Origin of the sequence: Phenylobacterium montanum, from assembly GCF_018135625.1 — a bacterium.
In the GTDB taxonomy this organism is placed as follows: Bacteria; Pseudomonadota; Alphaproteobacteria; order Caulobacterales; family Caulobacteraceae; genus Poindextera; species Poindextera montana.
This window is the reverse complement of the sequence record NZ_CP073078.1, coordinates 803,789-819,179: the sequence shown is the minus strand read 5'-3', so window position 1 is coordinate 819,179 and position 15,391 is coordinate 803,789. Positions and strand designations below refer to the sequence as shown.

The 15,391-nt window shown below is 67.9% G+C and carries 16 protein-coding genes; 7 read left to right on the top strand and 9 right to left on the bottom strand.

The window, feature by feature from the left end; genetic code table 11:
- Window positions 1–123: 123 nt before the first annotated feature.
- The 5 genes from rplI to KCG34_RS03720 all read right to left on the bottom strand — a co-directional run bounded on the left by rplI (window position 124) and on the right by KCG34_RS03720 (window position 3,419).
- A complete protein-coding gene (gene rplI / locus KCG34_RS03740; protein ID WP_211939059.1) occupies window positions 124–708 on the bottom strand; it encodes a 50S ribosomal protein L9 in 585 nt (194 codons plus the stop codon).
- 13 nt (window positions 709–721) lie between these two features.
- The gene (rpsR, locus tag KCG34_RS03735; RefSeq protein ID WP_211939058.1) at window positions 722–988 is read right to left on the bottom strand and encodes a 30S ribosomal protein S18; all 267 of its coding nucleotides are present in this window, start codon (window positions 986–988) and stop codon (window positions 722–724) included.
- Between the two features lie 12 nt (window positions 989–1,000).
- A complete protein-coding gene (gene rpsF, locus KCG34_RS03730) occupies window positions 1,001–1,402 on the bottom strand; it encodes a 30S ribosomal protein S6 (protein ID WP_211939057.1) in 402 nt (133 codons plus the stop codon).
- A gap of 177 nt (window positions 1,403–1,579) precedes the next feature.
- Window positions 1,580–2,836, bottom strand: coding sequence for a serine hydrolase domain-containing protein (locus KCG34_RS03725; protein ID WP_211939056.1), 1,257 nt, complete (start codon window positions 2,834–2,836; stop codon window positions 1,580–1,582).
- A 37-nt stretch (window positions 2,837–2,873) separates the two neighbouring features.
- The gene (locus KCG34_RS03720; RefSeq protein ID WP_211939055.1) at window positions 2,874–3,419 is read right to left on the bottom strand and encodes a peroxiredoxin; all 546 of its coding nucleotides are present in this window, start codon (window positions 3,417–3,419) and stop codon (window positions 2,874–2,876) included.
- Window positions 3,420–3,585: 166 nt separating this feature from the next.
- Between KCG34_RS03720 and fabD the strand changes: the two genes are divergently transcribed.
- The 7 genes from fabD (at window position 3,586) to gmk (ending at window position 9,733) form a co-directional block, all read left to right on the top strand.
- On the top strand, window positions 3,586–4,530 hold the full coding sequence (gene fabD, locus KCG34_RS03715) for an ACP S-malonyltransferase (RefSeq protein ID WP_211939054.1): 945 nt from the start codon (window positions 3,586–3,588) through the stop codon (window positions 4,528–4,530).
- A 15-nt stretch (window positions 4,531–4,545) separates the two neighbouring features.
- Window positions 4,546–5,286: a 3-oxoacyl-[acyl-carrier-protein] reductase gene (fabG, locus tag KCG34_RS03710; RefSeq protein WP_211939053.1), complete on the top strand. Its 741-nt coding sequence runs from the start codon at window positions 4,546–4,548 to the stop codon at window positions 5,284–5,286.
- 156 nt (window positions 5,287–5,442) lie between these two features.
- Window positions 5,443–5,682, top strand: coding sequence for an acyl carrier protein (locus tag KCG34_RS03705; RefSeq protein WP_211939052.1), 240 nt, complete (start codon window positions 5,443–5,445; stop codon window positions 5,680–5,682).
- A 186-nt stretch (window positions 5,683–5,868) separates the two neighbouring features.
- Entirely contained in the window at window positions 5,869–7,152 is a 1,284-nt protein-coding gene (gene fabF / locus KCG34_RS03700) for a beta-ketoacyl-ACP synthase II (protein WP_211939051.1), read from the top strand.
- Window positions 7,149–8,210 carry an endolytic transglycosylase MltG gene (gene mltG / locus KCG34_RS03695; RefSeq protein WP_249138206.1) on the top strand — a complete coding sequence of 354 codons (1,062 nt, stop codon included), beginning with the start codon at window positions 7,149–7,151 and terminating at the stop codon, window positions 8,208–8,210. Before fabF ends, mltG begins: the two co-directional genes overlap by 4 nt.
- Before the next feature lies 1 nt (window position 8,211).
- The gene (locus tag KCG34_RS03690; protein ID WP_211939050.1) at window positions 8,212–9,096 is read left to right on the top strand and encodes a YicC/YloC family endoribonuclease; all 885 of its coding nucleotides are present in this window, start codon (window positions 8,212–8,214) and stop codon (window positions 9,094–9,096) included.
- The gene (gene gmk, locus KCG34_RS03685) at window positions 9,086–9,733 is read left to right on the top strand and encodes a guanylate kinase (RefSeq protein WP_211939049.1); all 648 of its coding nucleotides are present in this window, start codon (window positions 9,086–9,088) and stop codon (window positions 9,731–9,733) included. Before KCG34_RS03690 ends, gmk begins: the two co-directional genes overlap by 11 nt.
- A 10-nt stretch (window positions 9,734–9,743) precedes the next feature.
- Here gmk and rsmA read toward each other — a convergent pair whose 3' ends face one another.
- The 4 genes from rsmA to KCG34_RS03665 form a co-directional block, all read right to left on the bottom strand.
- Window positions 9,744–10,571, bottom strand: a complete 828-nt coding sequence (gene rsmA, locus KCG34_RS03680) for a 16S rRNA (adenine(1518)-N(6)/adenine(1519)-N(6))-dimethyltransferase RsmA (protein WP_211939048.1) — start codon at window positions 10,569–10,571, stop codon at window positions 9,744–9,746.
- Window positions 10,568–11,575, bottom strand: a complete 1,008-nt coding sequence (pdxA, locus tag KCG34_RS03675) for a 4-hydroxythreonine-4-phosphate dehydrogenase PdxA (protein WP_211939047.1) — start codon at window positions 11,573–11,575, stop codon at window positions 10,568–10,570. Before pdxA ends, rsmA begins: the two co-directional genes overlap by 4 nt.
- Window positions 11,572–12,846 carry a peptidylprolyl isomerase gene (locus KCG34_RS03670; RefSeq protein WP_249138205.1) on the bottom strand — a complete coding sequence of 425 codons (1,275 nt, stop codon included), beginning with the start codon at window positions 12,844–12,846 and terminating at the stop codon, window positions 11,572–11,574. Before KCG34_RS03670 ends, pdxA begins: the two co-directional genes overlap by 4 nt.
- Before the next feature lie 97 nt (window positions 12,847–12,943).
- Complete coding sequence (locus tag KCG34_RS03665) at window positions 12,944–15,373, bottom strand: LPS-assembly protein LptD (RefSeq protein WP_211939045.1); 2,430 nt, start codon at window positions 15,371–15,373, stop codon at window positions 12,944–12,946.
- Window positions 15,374–15,391 lie beyond the last annotated feature (18 nt).

Here is a 15,391-nt window from a genome sequence, read left to right as displayed (position 1 = left end):
TGGGATATCCCCAGCGATCATGGCGGCTGTGGACTGATATCAACGCTCAGCTTGTTGCCGGCGGCAAGAACAAAAAAGGCGGCCCCTTGCGGAGCCGCCTTGATCTGTGGGTCAGGTCGCGCTTCAGGCGAAGTCGCGGTCTTCGCCCAGCTGTCCGGCGCCGCCTTCCAGCATGTCCGCAGCGGCTTCGGCGTCGAGGCGAGCCTCTTCTTCGAAGGCCGCGGCGATGACGTTCTCGCCGCGCGCCTGACGCTCGGCTTCGTCCTGGCTGCGCGCGATGTTGATGCTGACCGTAACGGTGACCTCCGCGTGCAGCTTCACCTTCACCTGGTGCACGCCCAGGGTCTTGATCGGCTTGTCCAGCGAGACCATCGAGCGGTCGATCTTGCCGCCTTCGGCGTTGACCGCGTCGGCCACGTCGCGGCCCGAGACCGAGCCGTAGAGCTGGCCGCTCTCGCCCGCCTGGCGGATCAGGACATATGAGGTCCCGTCCAGCTTTTCGCCGGCGTTCGAGGCCGCGTCGCGAGCCTTCTGGTTGCGGGCTTCGATGTCGGCGCGCTGGCCTTCGAAGACCTTCATGTTCGCCGAGGTTGCGCGCAGGGCCTTGGAACGGGGCAACAGGAAGTTACGGGCGAAGCCGTCCTTCACATTGACCACGTCGCCCAGGTGACCCAGGCGCTCGACGCGTTCGAGCAGAATGACTTTCATGGGTGTCCGCTCCTTACTTCACGACGTAGGGGAGCAGGGCGAGGAAGCGGGCGCGCTTGATGGCCTTGGCCAGTTCGCGCTGCTTCTTGGCCGAGACCGCGGTGATGCGCGACGGCACGATCTTGCCGCGCTCGGAGACGTAGCGCTGCAGGAGCTTGACGTCCTTGTAGTCGATCTTCGGGGCGTTGGCGCCGGAGAACGGGCACACCTTGCGGCGGCGGAAGAAGGGGCGACGGGCGCCGCCGGCGGGCGCGCCGGCTTCGGGAGCAACATCGGTCATGATCTGTGTCCTTTAGGCCGGAACGTCTTCGAATTCACGACGCGGGGGGCGCTCGCCGCCCTCGCGGTCGCCCCGCTCGCCGCGATCACGGTCGCGACGCGCCAGGACCGGCGACAGCTCCAGGTCCAGTTCTTCGACCCGCACGGTCATGTAGCGCAGCACGTCTTCGTTGATCGACAGCTGGCGCTCCATCTCCTTCACCGCCGCCGCAGGGGCGTCGATGGCCAGGAGGGAGTAGTGACCCTTCCGGTTCTTCTTGATGCGGTAGGTGAGGTTGCGCAGACCCCAGTATTCGATCTTGGCGATGTGGCCGCCGCCCTCTTCGATGAGGTGCTTCAGCTGATCGTTCAGCGCTTCGGCCTGTTGCGGGGAGATGTCCTGCCGCGCAATGACCACGTGCTCGTAGAAAGCCATGATGTCCTTCTTCCGCTGTGGAAGGCGGCGCGTCCTAGCCTCGGAAGCTGGCTGGGATACGATGGCTCTTGTCGCGGCGTTCCGGGCCGAACGCCCGAAAACTGGAAGAACCGCGAAAGACCGCCTTCCGGAGAGGGCGCGCTAATACGGGAATACGCGGGTTTTTGCAAGGGCTGTTCACGGAGCCTTGGCGGCGGCAGGGAACACCTTGTCGACCAGCGCGGCCCGCATCGACTTGCGCAGGTCCGTCGCCGGGTCTGGGTCGGTATTGGAGATGGCGTGGGTGCTGGCCGGTGTTTCGGCCCCTGTGTCGGTGGTGTTGACCACCAGGATGGCCGCGCTCTTGCCGTCGGGATCGACCAGGAGCTCGGAGGAAAAGCCGGCCTGGTCGCCGTCGTGATAGATGTAGCGATGGCCGTTCCGCTCCATGACAAAGAAGCCCAGGCCCATCATCGGCGGCTTGCCGCCTGAGGTTTCGGTATAGGCGGTGGCGGCTTCGCCAGGCTCCGTGACCGGGACCTCGCCGCGCCACATCTCCTCCAGCGAGCTGCGCTTCAGCACCGTCTCGTAGCGCGCATTGCCTGGTTCGCCGACCAGGAAGCGCAGGTACTTGACCATGTCGGGAAGCGGGGCCTTGAGCCCGCTGTTCGAGGTGGTGATCCCGGTGTCGTAGTCGAACGGCTGCGCCTCCAGACGCGATCCCGCTCGCAGCCAGCTCGCCGAGACGTGGCCCTGCAGGAAATAGGGCGCGCGGTCGAAGTAGCTGTCGGCCATGCCGAGGGGCTTCAGGATATTCTTGTCAACATAGACCTCGAAATCGTCACCGCTCAGCCGCTCGATCACCTGGCCCAGGAACACATAGCCGGGGTTGGAGTAGCTCCAGCGGCTGCCGGGCGGGAAGGCGACATGCGTATAGGGCAGCATGGCCGCAACCTGGGTCCACCGGGTCGGCTCGAAGGGCTGCCAGGTGCAGTCCTTGGCGTCGTCGCAGTCCCAGGGCCAGGTCGGATTGCGGAAGCCGGCGCTGTGGGTCAGGAGCTGGCGGATGGTGATGGCGTCGGGCGAGCCGTAGGCGTCATGGACCTGGCGCAGCTCGGGCACGTACTTGGTGATCGGATCGTCCAGCGACAGCAGGCCCCGGTCGCGCAACTGCAGGATGGCGATGGCGGTGAAGGTCTTGGTGATCGAGGCCCAGTTGTAGGCGGTCTCGGCGTCGATCGCCTGGCGTGGCTCGGTGCGGGCGTCGCCGCTCAGGATCAAGGCCGCAGGGGCGGGGCCGTGAACAAACGCCAAGCCGCCGCCGACGACGCCGTGCTGCTTCAGCTGGGCCTCGAAGGCGGGTTTGAGGGCTTGGGTCTGAGCTTGGGCGGAGGAGGCGGAGACGGCCGCGGTAAACGCGAGTGCGGCCGCGCACCCAATCTTCTTGTTCTTCATGTCCCCCACACCCGCTGATTCCGACGAGGAGAGCAGCTTACCCCGGATGCTTGGCTCGCCAGGCCTTCACCGCCGCCAGCGTCTCGTCGACGTGCTTGTCCGCCTTGAGGTCGCTGTAAGCGAACAGAACCTTGTGGTCGGGGGTGATCACATAGGACGTGCGATCCGTCCAACCGGGCCGCAGCACCAGCTTGGAATCGTATTCCTTGCCGATCTTCAGGTCGGCGTCGGCGGCTACCGGGAACTTGCCCGAGCAGTGCTCGGTCTCGGCGGAGAAGGCGCCGAGCTGGTCGGTGTTGCCGGCGGTGACGCCGATCACGGTCGCGCCCTGGGCCTTGAACTGGTCTACCGCCTCGGCGAACAGGTGGGCTTCCAGGTTGCAGCCCGAGGTGTGGGCGGCGGGGAAGAAGTACAGGACCACCGGGCCTTTCTTCAGCGCGTCGTTCAGATGGAAATCGAACGGCTTGCCGGCTAGGAAGGCGGGAGCCACGAAGTCCGGGGCCGCGGCGCCTGGAGCCAGGGCGGCGAAGGCGGGCGAGGCCAGGGCGCAGCTGAGCGTCAGGGCGAGCAGTGTCTTCTTCATTGGAGTTCCTCCGGCCTTTGCGGCTGACCATACCTGGGCGCGCTACGACCATGGCACGCCAGCGGATCACTGCAAACCAGCGGAATTTCGCCCGCGCTTGCCGCCCGCCCTGGATTGACCTAACCCTCGCGCCACTGAATCGACCCGCCATTCAAGGAGCGGCCCCATGTCTCTCGCCTTTCTTTTCCCCGGCCAGGGCAGCCAGGCCGTCGGCATGGGCGCCGACCTGGCCGAGGCCTTCGCCCCGGCGCGCGCCGTGTTCGAAGAGGTGGACGAGGCCCTTAAGCAGTCCCTGTCCAAGTTGATGCGCGAGGGTCCGATCGAGGACCTGACCCTGACCGAGAACGCGCAGCCGGCCCTGATGGCGGTCAGCCTGGCGGTGATCCGCACCCTGGAGCAGGAGTTCGGCCTCGGCATCGACAAGGCCGCCTTCGTCGCCGGTCACAGCCTGGGCGAATATTCCGCCCTGGCCGCTGCGGGCGCGATCCCGCTGGCCGACACCGCGCGCCTCCTGAAACTGCGCGGCCAGGCCATGCAGCGAGCGGTTCCGGTGGGCGAGGGGGCCATGGCCTCGCTGATCGGGCCCAAGACCGACCTCGCCCTGGCCGAGGCCGCGGCGGCGGCGGGCGCAGAGGTCGGGGTCTGCGTCGTGGCCAACGACAACAATGTCGGCAATGTGGTGATCTCCGGCGCCAAGACGGCAGTGGACAAGGCCATCGAGGCGGCCAAGGCCCTGGGCGCGCGGGCCATCCCGCTGAACGTCTCGGCGCCGTTCCACTGCCCCCTGATGCAGCCCGCGGCCGACGAGATGGCCGCCGCCCTGGCCGAGGCGCGGATCAGCGCTCCGCGCGCGCCGCTGGTGGCCAATGTGCTGGCCAGGCCCACCCTGGACGCCGAGGTTATCCGCCGCCTGCTGGTCGAACAGGTCACCGGCCGCGTCCGCTGGCGCGAGAGCATGGAATGGCTGGCGGGCGAGGGCGGGGTCACCCGCTTCGCCGAGGCCGGCGCAGGCAAGGTGCTGACCGGCATGGCCAAGCGCATCGCCCCCGACGCCGAGGCCCTGGCGTTGAACGCGCCGGCCGATCTCGAAGCTTTCGCCAAGTCGCTCTGAGGGGAGCAGGATCTGATGTTCGACCTATCCGGCAAGACCGCGCTCGTCACCGGGGCCACCGGCGGCATCGGCGGGGCGATCGCGCGGGCCTTCCACGCCCAGGGCGCGCACGTGGTGCTGTCGGGCACCCGCGCCGAGGTGCTGGGCGGCCTGGCGTCCGAACTCGGCGAGCGCGCCAGCGTCGCCGCCTGCAACCTCTCCGACCCGGCGGCGGTCGACGGGCTGATCGGCGCGGCCGAGGCCGCCGGGACCGGCCAGGTCGACATCCTGGTCGCCAATGCGGGGATCACCAAGGACGGCCTGCTCCTGCGCATGAAGGACGAGGACTGGGAGGCGGTGCTGCGGGTGAACCTCGAATCCTATTTCCGCCTGTCGCGCGCCGCGCTGAAGGGGATGATGAAGCGCCGTTGGGGCCGAATCATTGGCGTCACCTCTGTGGTCGGCGTGACCGGCAATCCGGGTCAGGCCAACTATGCCGCCTCTAAGGCCGGCATGATCGGCTTTTCCAAGTCCCTGGCCCAGGAGGTGGCGAGCCGTAACGTCACTGTGAATTGCGTCGCGCCTGGTTTTATCGCGAGTCCCATGACCGACGCCCTGACCGATCAGCAGAAGGAGGGAATCATGTCGAAGATTCCCGCCGGCCGGCTGGGAGGCGGAGACGATGTCGCCGCTGCGTGTGTTTACCTGGCCGCGGCCTCGGGAGCCTATGTCACAGGCCAGACCTTGCATGTGAACGGCGGCATGGCCATGGTCTAGCCGCTTTAGGGGGGCGTCTAGTCGGGCCTAAAGGAACATGCTAGGGCGATGCCCGATCAGCTGTTCCGGTCAAACTGCGACGGCCGAGCAATAGGTTTTCTTCAAGTCGCGCCGGCGTCGCCGCCCGCGTCCACGAACAACAAGGGATTACTTCGTATGTCCGACACTCTCGAACGCGTGCGTAAGATCGTGATCGAGCACCTGGACGCCGATCCGGAGAAGGTCACTGAAAAGGCCTCCTTCATCGACGACCTGGGCGCCGACAGCCTCGACAACGTCGAGCTGGTCATGGCCTTCGAAGAAGAGTTCGATATCGAAATCCCGGATGACGCCGCCGAGCATATCCAGACGGTCGGCGATGCGGTGAAGTTCATCGACGAGCGCCTGGGCGCCTGATCGGCTCGCCGAAACCAATTTCGATCTCGCATGAGCCGTCGCGCCGCGCGCAATTTCGCGGGCGGCGGCTTATGTATTTGTTGGTCGGCCCGACTGATTCCCCGGCGGGCCGTTTCGAAGGGTTCAGAGCGGGCCGCGGGCGCAGCGTAGCTGGGCGCCGTTCCGCTCCAGCGTAAGGAGCCTCGCATGCGCCGTGTCGTCGTCACCGGCCTCGGCCTGATCACCCCCCTCGGCTACGGCGTCGATGTCAGCTGGCAGGCGATCCTGGCCGGCAAGTCGGGCGCCAACCGCATCTCGGCCTTCGACCCCACCGACTACGCCTGCAAGATCGCCTGCGAGGTGCCGCGCGTCGACGGGCGCGGCGGCGGCGGGCCTGACGTGCCCGGCAGCTTCGATCCGGACCAGACCATGTCGCCCAAGGATCAGCGCCGGGTCGACGATTTCATCCTCTACGCCATGGCCGCCGCCGACGAAGCCGTGCGGGACGCCAATTGGATGCCCGAGGACGAGGAGAGCCGCGAGCGCACCGGCGTGATGATCGGCTCGGGCATCGGCGGCCTCTCAGCCATCGCCGACACTGCGGTCGAACTGGAGCAGAAGGGTCCCCGCCGGGTCAGCCCCTTCTTCATTCCCTCGGCTTTGATCAACCTGGCCTCGGGCCAGGTCTCGATCCGCTACGGTTTCAAAGGGCCGAACCACGCCGTCGTCACGGCCTGCGCCACCGGCGCGCACGCGATCGGCGACGCGGCCCGGCTGATCCAGTGGGACGATGCGGACGTAATGATCGCTGGCGGCGCCGAGGCGGCGGTGTGCAAGATTGGCATCGCGGGCTTCATCGCCTGCCGCGCCATGTCCACCAGCTTCAACGACGAGCCGGAAAAAGGCTCGCGTCCCTATGATAAGGATCGCGACGGCTTCGTCATGGGCGAGGGCGCCGGTGTCCTGGTGCTGGAAGAGTACGAGCACGCCAAGGCGCGCGGGGCCAAGATCTATGCCGAGGTGGTCGGCTACGGCCTGGCCGGCGACGCCTATCACATCACCGCTCCGGCCGAGGATGGCGACGGCGGCTTCCGCGCCATGAAGGCGGCCATCGCCCGGGCCGGGATCGATGCGTCCGACATCGACTACATCAACGCCCACGGCACCTCGACGCCTCTGGGCGACGAGATCGAACTGGGCGCGGTGGAGCGCATCCTGGGCCAGGCGGCCGGCAAGGTGGCCATGTCCTCGACCAAGTCGGCGATTGGTCACCTGCTGGGCGCCGCAGGCGCGGTCGAGGCGGCCTTCACCGTCCTCGCCATCCGCGACCAGATCGCCCCGCCGACCATCAACCTCGACAACCCCTCCGTCGAGACCGCCATCGACCTTGTGCCGCACAAGGCCAAGCCGATGAAGATCGACATCGCCCTGTCCAACAGCTTCGGGTTCGGCGGCACCAACGCCTCCCTGGTGTTGAAGAAGGTCTCGTGAGCGGTAGGAGGCCAGCCCCCAAAGCCAAGCGGTCTGCGGACCTGCCCCTGCTGCGCCGGCTGGGCATCGCCTTCGGCAGCGCGGCGACCACCCTGGTCGTGCTGGCGGTGGTGATGCTGGGCCTGGGCCTCTGGCTCTACCAGGGGCCGGGGCCGGCGGCGGCGCATGATGGCTCGACCACCGTGGTTCTGCGCCAAGGCGGCGGCATCAGCGAGATCGCCGCCACCCTGCGCGGCGCCGGCGTGATCCGTTCGCCGGCGGTGTTCATCGCCGCCGCCCAGGTCAGCGGCGCGGCCAAGCGGCTGAAGGCCGGCGAATATGAATTCCCGACCCATGCCTCGCTCGCCAGCGTGATCGACAAGATCCGCCGCGGCGACATCGTCCACCACATGATCACCATCCCCGAAGGCCTCACCTCGGAGGAGGCGGTCGACATCCTGATGGCCAGCCCCGTGCTGACCGGGGCTGCGCCGGCGCCAGCCGAGGGGACAATCCTACCGGAGACCTACGAGGTCCGCCGCGGCGAGGACCGGGGCGCGGTGCTGCAACGGATGATGGACGCCCGCGACACCCTGCTGCGCACCCTGTGGGCCCAGCGCAAGGGCAATCTGCCGGTCGAGACGCCGGAGCAGGCGGTGATCCTGGCCTCGATCGTGGAGAAAGAGACCGCGGTGGCGGACGAGCGGCCCCATGTGGCGGCGGTGTTCGAAAACCGCCTGCGCCAGCACATTCCCTTGGGTTCCGACCCGACCGTCACCTATGGCGTCAATCCCGGCCGGCCGCCCGCGCGAGAGCCGACCAAGCCGGAGCTGGACAGCGTGACGCCCTACAACACCTATCATATCGACGGCCTGCCCCCGACGCCGATCTGCAACCCCGGCAGGGCGTCCCTGGCGGCGGTGCTGGACCCGCCGGACTCCAACGATCTCTATTTCGTCGCCGACGGCACGGGCGGGCACGCCTTCGCCTCGACGCTCGAGGCGCACAACAAGAACGTGGAGCACTGGCGGGCGATTCACGCCCAGCAGCACGCTCAGACCAAGACGGCGGGGCGCTGAGATGGCGATCTCTGGTATGACCGGCTTTGCCAGGGCCGATGGGGCCGAGGGCGCCTGGAGCTGGACGGTGGAGGCGCGCTCGGTCAACGGACGCAGCCTGGAGGCGCGCTTCCGCGGGCCGCCGGGCTTCGATAGCCTGGACCGGGCCGCCCGCGACGCCGCCCAGGCCCGCTTCCAGCGCGGCCAGATCAATATCGCCCTGCAGGCCAAGCGGGCCGAGGGGCTCGGCGCGGTGCGCGTCAACGCCACGCAGCTGGAGGCCTTTCTCGCCCTGGCCGAGCCCTATGTGCGGGACGGCCGGGCCAGCCCGCCGGCTTTTGACGGCATTCTAGCCCTGCGCGGGGTGATCGAGGCCAGCGACGAGGGCGAGGATGCGGAGGTCCGCGCCGCCGTCGAGGCGGCCATGGCCGCGAGCCTGGCGGAGGCTCTCGATGGGCTGAAGGTGGCCCGCCTTGAGGAAGGCGCCGCGCTGGCGCCGGTGCTGGCGGCCTTGGCCGACAAGATCGAGACCCTGGTCGCCCAGGCCGAGGGCGAGGCCAAGGCCCAGCCTGTCGTACTCAAGGAGCGCTTCGAACGGCGCATGGCCGAACTGCTCGGCGAGCGAGCCGACCTGCAGGAGCGCGTCGTGCAGGAGGCCGCGGCCCTCGCCAGCCGCGCCGACGTGCGCGAGGAGTTGGACCGGCTGACAAGCCACGTGGCCGCCGCCCGCACCCTTTTGGCGACGGACGACCCCGTCGGCCGCAAGCTGGACTTCCTGACCCAGGAATTCATGCGCGAGGCCAACACCCTCTGCTCGAAATCGGCGACCACGGCCTTGACCGCGGTGGGGCTGGAGTTGAAAGCGACCATCGATCAGTTGCGCGAGCAGGTGCAGAATGTCGAATGACCGCCCCCGCCAACGCCGCGGCCTGATGCTGGTGATCTCCAGCCCCTCGGGCGCTGGCAAGACCTCGCTCTCGCGGCGCCTGGTGGCGGACCATGCGGACCTCGAGCTCTCGATTTCCGCCACCACCCGCGGCCCGCGCCCCGGGGAGCACGACGGACGGGAATATCACTTCGTCGATCCGGCCCGCTTCCACGCCATGATCGGCGAGGACGCCTTCCTGGAATGGGCTGAGGTGCACGAGCATCGCTATGGCAGCCCGCGCGCGCCGGTGATGGCCGCTCTCGAGCAGGGGCGGGACGTGCTGTTCGACATCGACTGGCAGGGGGCGATGAGCATCGCCCAGGCCGCGCCGGCCGATGTGGTGCGGGTGTTCATCCTGCCGCCGTCCATGGCCGACCTCAGCCGCCGTTTGCATGCCAGGGCCCAGGACGCCGAGGACGTGATCCAGCGCCGGCTCGGCCGCGCTTATGGCGAGATCGCCATGTGGGCCGAGTACGACTACGTGATCCTGAACGACGATTTCGATCAGGCCTATGCCGACCTCGCACACATCTATCATGCCGAACGCCTGAAGCGGGCGCGCAACCCCTGGCTCAAACCGTTGGTGCAGAAGCTGCTCGACGAAAAACTGAGTTGAGGCGCGGGCCTCAGTCCCTTTGTAGCAGGGCTTGGGCCAGATCGAGGAACCCAGAAACAGGGATGGTCTCGGCGCGGCGGTCGGCGGCTATGCCGGCTGCCTCGCACAGGGTCTCGCCGCCCAGCGCTTTGAGGCTCGACCGCAGCATCTTGCGCCTCTGGCCGAAGGCGGCGGCGGTGATGCGCTCCAGCGACGCCAGCAGCGCGGGCGCTGGCCGTTCGGCGCGCGGCTCCAGGCGGACGACCGCTGAGGCCACTTTGGGGGGCGGGGTGAAGGCCCGTGCGGGCAGGTCCATGACCAGGGCGGCCTCGCAGACCGCCTGGCTGATCACCGCGAGGCGCCCGTAGGCCTCCTCGCCGACCCGAGCGACGATGCGCTGGGCCACCTCCCTCTGGAACATCAGCGCCATCTGCGCCGGCGGTTCGGGCCGGCTCAGCCATTTGATCAGCAGCGGCGTGCCGACATTGTAGGGCAGGTTGGAGATCACCTTGAACGGCCCGCCGCCGGCCAGGGCGTCCTCGTCCACAGTCAGGGCGTCGGCTTCGATGAGGGTCAGCCGCCCGTCCGCAGCTTCGGCCAGTTCCTGCAGCAGGGGCAGGAAGCGGGCGTCCTTCTCTACAGCCGTGACCCGGGCGCCGGCTTCCAGGAGAGCCCGGGTCAGGCCGCCGGGGCCGGGGCCGACCTCGATCACCTGCACGTCCTCCAGCGGCGCGGCCAGGCGGGCGATCTTGCGGGTGATGTTGAGGTCCAGCAGGAAGTGCTGGCCGAAGGCCTTCTTGGCGAACAGGCCGTGGGCCTCGAGGCTTTCGCGCAGCGGCGGAAGGTCGGCCAGGCTCACCGGTCGGTTCCGCGCCGCTCCGCCATCTCGGCCGCCAGGCGGATGGCCGCGACCAGGCTGTCGGCGCGGGCGAGGCCGCGGCCGGCGATGTCGTAGGCCACGCCGTGGTCCGGCGAGGTGCGCACGATCGGCAGGCCCAGGGTGACGTTCACCCCGCCCCAGAAGTCCAGCATCTTGACCGGGATCAGGGCCTGGTCGTGATACATGCAGATCACCGCGTCATAGGTGGAGCGGGCGGCGGCGTGGAACAGGCTGTCGGCGGGCTTGGGATCGCCGCAATCGACGCCCAGTTCGCGCAGGCGCTGGGCCGCGGGGCGCAGGACTTCGATCTCCTCGCGGCCGATACCGCCGTCCTCGCCAGCATGGGGATTGAGGCCGGCCATGGCGATGCGGGGGCGCTCGACGCCGAAGTCGCGTTGAACCGCCTGGTGCGTGATTAGCCCGACCTCGACCACCCGCTCCAGGCTGACCGTGGCCGCAACGGCGCTCAAGGGACTGTGGATGGTGACCAGAGCCGTACGCAGATCGCCGGCGGTCAGCATCATCACCGGCCCTTTGGCGCCCTTGTAGGGCGAGGGCGGGGCCAGTTCGGCCAGGAACTCGGTGTGGCCGGGGAACTTGAAGCCGGCGGCGTAGAGCGGGGCCTTGGCGATCGGGGCGGTGACCAGTCCGCTGACTTCGCCGGACAGGGCCAGGCCCACTCCGGTCTCGATCCAGCGGATAATGGCGCCGGCGTGGGCCGGGTCACCTTTGCCGGCGACCACGTGGGCGTTGAGCTTCAGGTCGATCACCGGCAGGGCCTCGGCGAACACCTCGGCCGCTTCGCTGGCGCGGGTCACCCGCCGCAGGATCGCGGCGCCCGAACCCGAGGCGGCGGCCAGCACGTTGCGGTCGCCGATGACCACGAAGGCCGGGCCGGATCCTCTTAGCGCCTGCCAGGCCTTGACCACGATCTCCGGCCCGACGCCGGCGGGGTCGCCCAGGCTGAGCGCAAGCGGGTTCACGGGAACTCGATGGTGGCCGAGTTCTTCAGGTCACGCAGGTAGCGCCGCGAGACCAGCGACAGCTGCTGGTCTTCCAGCCGGCTCTCGATCTCATCGCGCGAGGGCAGCTCGAGTCCGCCCTGGCGGCGGCCGCAGACGGCGATCAGGTGCAGGCCCGCTTCGGTGCGGATCGGGTCGCTGACCTGGCCGGGCGTAAGGCCCTGAATGGCGTCGCGGAAGGCGGGCGCCAGGTCCTTGACGTCGGCCTCGCCCAGGTCGCCGGCCAGGACGCCGTCCAGCTTGCCGGCCTTGGCGTCGACGTCGGCGCAGCTCTTGATCTGCCCCTTGAGCGCGATCAGCTTCTGCCGCGCCGCTTCGACCTGGTCGGCGGGCGCGCCGGCGGGGAGGCTGATGGCGGCCTGCTTCAGGTTCACCATCTCGCTGCCGCTGCCCGAGCGCTTGTCGCGCAGGTAAATGATATAGACCCCGTCGCGCACCGGGATCGGTGCCGACAGCTGGCCGGGGCGCATCTGCTCGACCACCTCGCGCACTTCCGGCTGCAGCTGGGATTCGGCCAGCCAGCCGGCGTCGCCGCCATTGGCCGCGGTGGTGGCGCTGGAGAACTGCCGGGCCACGGCGGGGAAGGGCGCGCCCTTTTGCAGCTGAGCGATCAGCTGGTTGGCGCCGTCCTGAGCCACGTTCTGGCCGCCGACACGCGAGGCGTCGAGGAAGATTTCGCTGATCTGGAACTGCGGCTTGGCGGCCTCGGCCTGCAATTGGCGCAGCACGGCGTTGATCTGGTCCTGGCTGACCTTCATGCGGGAGCCGCCGTAGCGTCCCTGGATCCAGCGGGCCCAGCTCATCTGCGCGCGGATCTGCTCCTTCATGGTGTCCTGGCCGACTCCGGCGCCGGCCAGGGCCTTGAGCAGTTGATCGCCGGTCATGCGATTGCCGGAGGCGATCCGGTCGATCTCATGTTTCACGTCATCGTCGTCGGCGACGATCTTGAATTTCTGCTCTTTTTCTTCGCGCTTGATTTCCTGGAGCTCAAGCCGCTCGTCGATCAGCGAGCGCAGCGCTTCCTGCTGCAGCTGCTGCAGAGCCTGCTGCGTCGGCTGCACGCCCGATGTGACCATCAAGAGCCGCATGCGCTGGCGCAGATCGTATGTCGAGATGATCTGGTCGTTGACGATGGCCGCCACGCCTTCGGCCAACTGGTTCGGCGGCGGCGCAGCCTCCTGAGGGGCCGCAGCAACGGGCGCCGCGCCCTGGGCCAGGGCGTTCCCGGCCATGCACGCAAAAATCAACGCGGCAGCCGATCCGGCCACCGTCTTGCACGTCCGCATCATGAACGAGCCAGTCCCCTTTCCAACAGTCGATACGCTCGCCTTAGCGGAAGTCGGCATTCCTATATCCTTCATCGCCCAATGTGGCGAGCTTTAGGCGTACAAAGACCGAGTCCGACTTGCCGAGGCGGCCGATCTGGGTGTCTTCGTGCTGGTAGACGACTTCCACGCGGATGCAATCATCCATGTAGATCACGCCAAGGTCGCGCATGCGCCAGTCGCTGAACTGAAGGTCGCGCACGCCCATGACGCTGAACCCCCAGTGCTTCGTGACAAAGAACTCGCCGGCGCCTTCGACATTGCGTTGGCGGCCGGTGATCTGGGTGTTGTCGTCGTCGTATCGCAGATAGCCCCGCATCCGTGAACGCGCGAAATTGACGCCGACCTCGGTGTCCTGAGCCTGGAAGTTGTTGTCCAGCAGGGTGCGGCCGAACATCGACAGGCCCGCAACCGGCGTGGTCTCCGCCGCCACCACCCAGTCCGACGCGGTCTTGTTCAGGCCGGTATTGGGCGCGAAGGTAAGGTTGGTCGCCGGCTGCGGCGTAGGGTTGCCGGTCGCCGAAGCCGAGCTGCCCTGGCCGGTATTGACTGAGGCCAAGGCCAGCGGCTGGGCGCGGAATACGCGGCCCACCAGAATGCGGGCGCTCAGTCCGTCGCCCCAGTCGATGGTCGCCCGCCCGCCGATATTGAACCTCTGCCCGCCCTCGGCCAGATCATAGCCGGTGAACCGGTCTATGCTGAACAAATTCGTTTCATCGAAATTGGTTACGATGCTGTCCTCATTCGGGATGTGAGGATTGGCGGAGACGTTCGGCGACAGGGCGATCTGGGCCACGGGCTCCAGGATCACGGTCGTCGAACCGGCCTGACGCATGAACGGCCAGCTGAAATCGAGGCCGGCGGTGCCCAGGCCGCGGCCGATCGAGTGGTCGCTGTGGTCGGTCGGGGTGGTGTTGGCGATGTTGTAGAAGTCGCCGCGCAGGTCCAGGAACGGCGACAGGCGCATGCCATCGGCCAGGGTGAAGTTGCGCCGCCAGTTGACCTCGGCGGTGGCGCGGCGGCTGTCGATGCCGGGCTGTTCCGGGTCGATCGCCGATTCATTGGCGCTCAGCACCACCGCGCTGCCGGTGAACCGCAGCCGCCCGCCGAAGATGTCGGCCTTGGGCTCGTAGCGCGCTTCGATCAGCGGCGCGACGATGGGGAAGGTCTCGCTGTTCTCGGTGATGCCGGTTGAACTGGTCCTCAGGCCCTGGAAGTCGAGCGCGGCGATCGAGAGGTAGGAGTTGCTGTCCTGTCGCGTGACGAACAGCTGGCTCAGGAGCCGCTGCAGGTCCGGCGTGAACATGCCGTGGTTTTCGTAGACGTTCGGAATCTGATATTTTTCAAAGATCAGCGGGTCCGAAGCGCGATCCAGAGTGAAGCCCCAGTCCCATTTGTCGTTCAGGCTGAAGCGGCCATCGGCCAGGATGAACGAGCGCGAGGTCTGGCCGCCGAACTGGTCGCCCTTGCCGTCGAAGTCGCGCGAATAGGTGTACCCGACCCGGGCGTCGAGATAGCCGGAATAGAACCGCTCCTTCCATTCCATCTGCAGGAATGGGTTCTGCTTGGTGCTGATGTCCGGCTTGACGGTCAGCTCCATCGAGGGCGAGACCACGAACAGGTAGCCCTGGCGATAGGTGAACCCGCGCGAGTTGGAGCTGGTCGGCTCCGGCATCAGCAGGCCTGAGGCTCTGGGCGAGCTGGGGTCCGGATGTGACAGAAAAGGCGTGTAAAATACCGGAACGCCTTTGATGCGGATCACCGCGTTGCGGTAGTAGACCAGACGGTGCTGGTGATCCTGCACGATCCGGTCGGCCTGGATCGACCAGGTGGGGGTCACGCTCGATCCGTCGGGCGCGCAGACGGGGCAGGGGGTGAACACCGCCCGGTTCAGCTCGTTGACCGTCTCGCTGCGGCGGATGGCGACATCGGCGGCGAAGGTGGCGTCCTGGGTGGTGTGCAGGGCGAAGCCACGGGCGAAGCCGGCGCGCATCTTGTCGTCCAGCACCGCGTGCTCGGCGAACTGGACCGTGCCGTCGGCCTCGATGATCTGCGCCTTGCCGTTCACGGTCACGGCCCCGGTGGCGACGCTGTAGATCACTTCCTCGGCGCGCAGGGTGCGGCCCTGATAGCGGGCCTCGACCCCGCCGCGCGCGGTCCAGGTATTGGCCTTGTCGTCCCGCACCAGGGTGTCGGCTTCCAGATAGAATCCGTCCTGGCCCAGGCCATCGTCCGTGGCTACGGGCGTCGGCTTTGGCGCGGTGATCCTGGGCGCCTCGGAGGGCAGCAGCGGGGTCGGCGAATCCAGCGCGCGGACCGGCAGCTCGGTGGCGGTCTGGGCCAGCGCCGCCGAACCGCAAAGCAGCGACAGGGCGGAGCCGGCGCAAAGGCCGAGCTTCTCCGCGCTCTGTCGAGCTCGTCTAAGGTCGCGCATCAACCGAGAAACCCACTC

Excerpts from the sequence above, each read along its gene's own strand:
- KCG34_RS03705 (WP_211939052.1), top strand. The coding sequence starts at position 5,443 with ATGTCCGACACTCTCGAACGCGTGCGTAAGATCGTGATCGAGCACCTG.
- KCG34_RS03670 (WP_249138205.1), bottom strand. The coding sequence starts at position 12,846 with ATGGCCGGGAACGCCCTGGCCCAGGGCGCGGCGCCCGTTGCTGCGGCC.
- KCG34_RS03690 (WP_211939050.1), top strand. The coding sequence starts at position 8,212 with ATGGCGATCTCTGGTATGACCGGCTTTGCCAGGGCCGATGGGGCCGAG.
- fabD (WP_211939054.1), top strand. The coding sequence starts at position 3,586 with ATGTCTCTCGCCTTTCTTTTCCCCGGCCAGGGCAGCCAGGCCGTCGGC.
- fabG (WP_211939053.1), top strand. The coding sequence starts at position 4,546 with ATGTTCGACCTATCCGGCAAGACCGCGCTCGTCACCGGGGCCACCGGC.
- KCG34_RS03720 (WP_211939055.1), bottom strand. The coding sequence starts at position 3,419 with ATGAAGAAGACACTGCTCGCCCTGACGCTCAGCTGCGCCCTGGCCTCG.
- gmk (WP_211939049.1), top strand. The coding sequence starts at position 9,086 with ATGTCGAATGACCGCCCCCGCCAACGCCGCGGCCTGATGCTGGTGATC.
- KCG34_RS03665 (WP_211939045.1), bottom strand. The coding sequence starts at position 15,373 with ATGCGCGACCTTAGACGAGCTCGACAGAGCGCGGAGAAGCTCGGCCTT.
- KCG34_RS03725 (WP_211939056.1), bottom strand. The coding sequence starts at position 2,836 with ATGAAGAACAAGAAGATTGGGTGCGCGGCCGCACTCGCGTTTACCGCG.
- fabF (WP_211939051.1), top strand. The coding sequence starts at position 5,869 with ATGCGCCGTGTCGTCGTCACCGGCCTCGGCCTGATCACCCCCCTCGGC.
- rpsF (WP_211939057.1), bottom strand. The coding sequence starts at position 1,402 with ATGGCTTTCTACGAGCACGTGGTCATTGCGCGGCAGGACATCTCCCCG.
- rplI (WP_211939059.1), bottom strand. The coding sequence starts at position 708 with ATGAAAGTCATTCTGCTCGAACGCGTCGAGCGCCTGGGTCACCTGGGC.
- rpsR (WP_211939058.1), bottom strand. The coding sequence starts at position 988 with ATGACCGATGTTGCTCCCGAAGCCGGCGCGCCCGCCGGCGGCGCCCGT.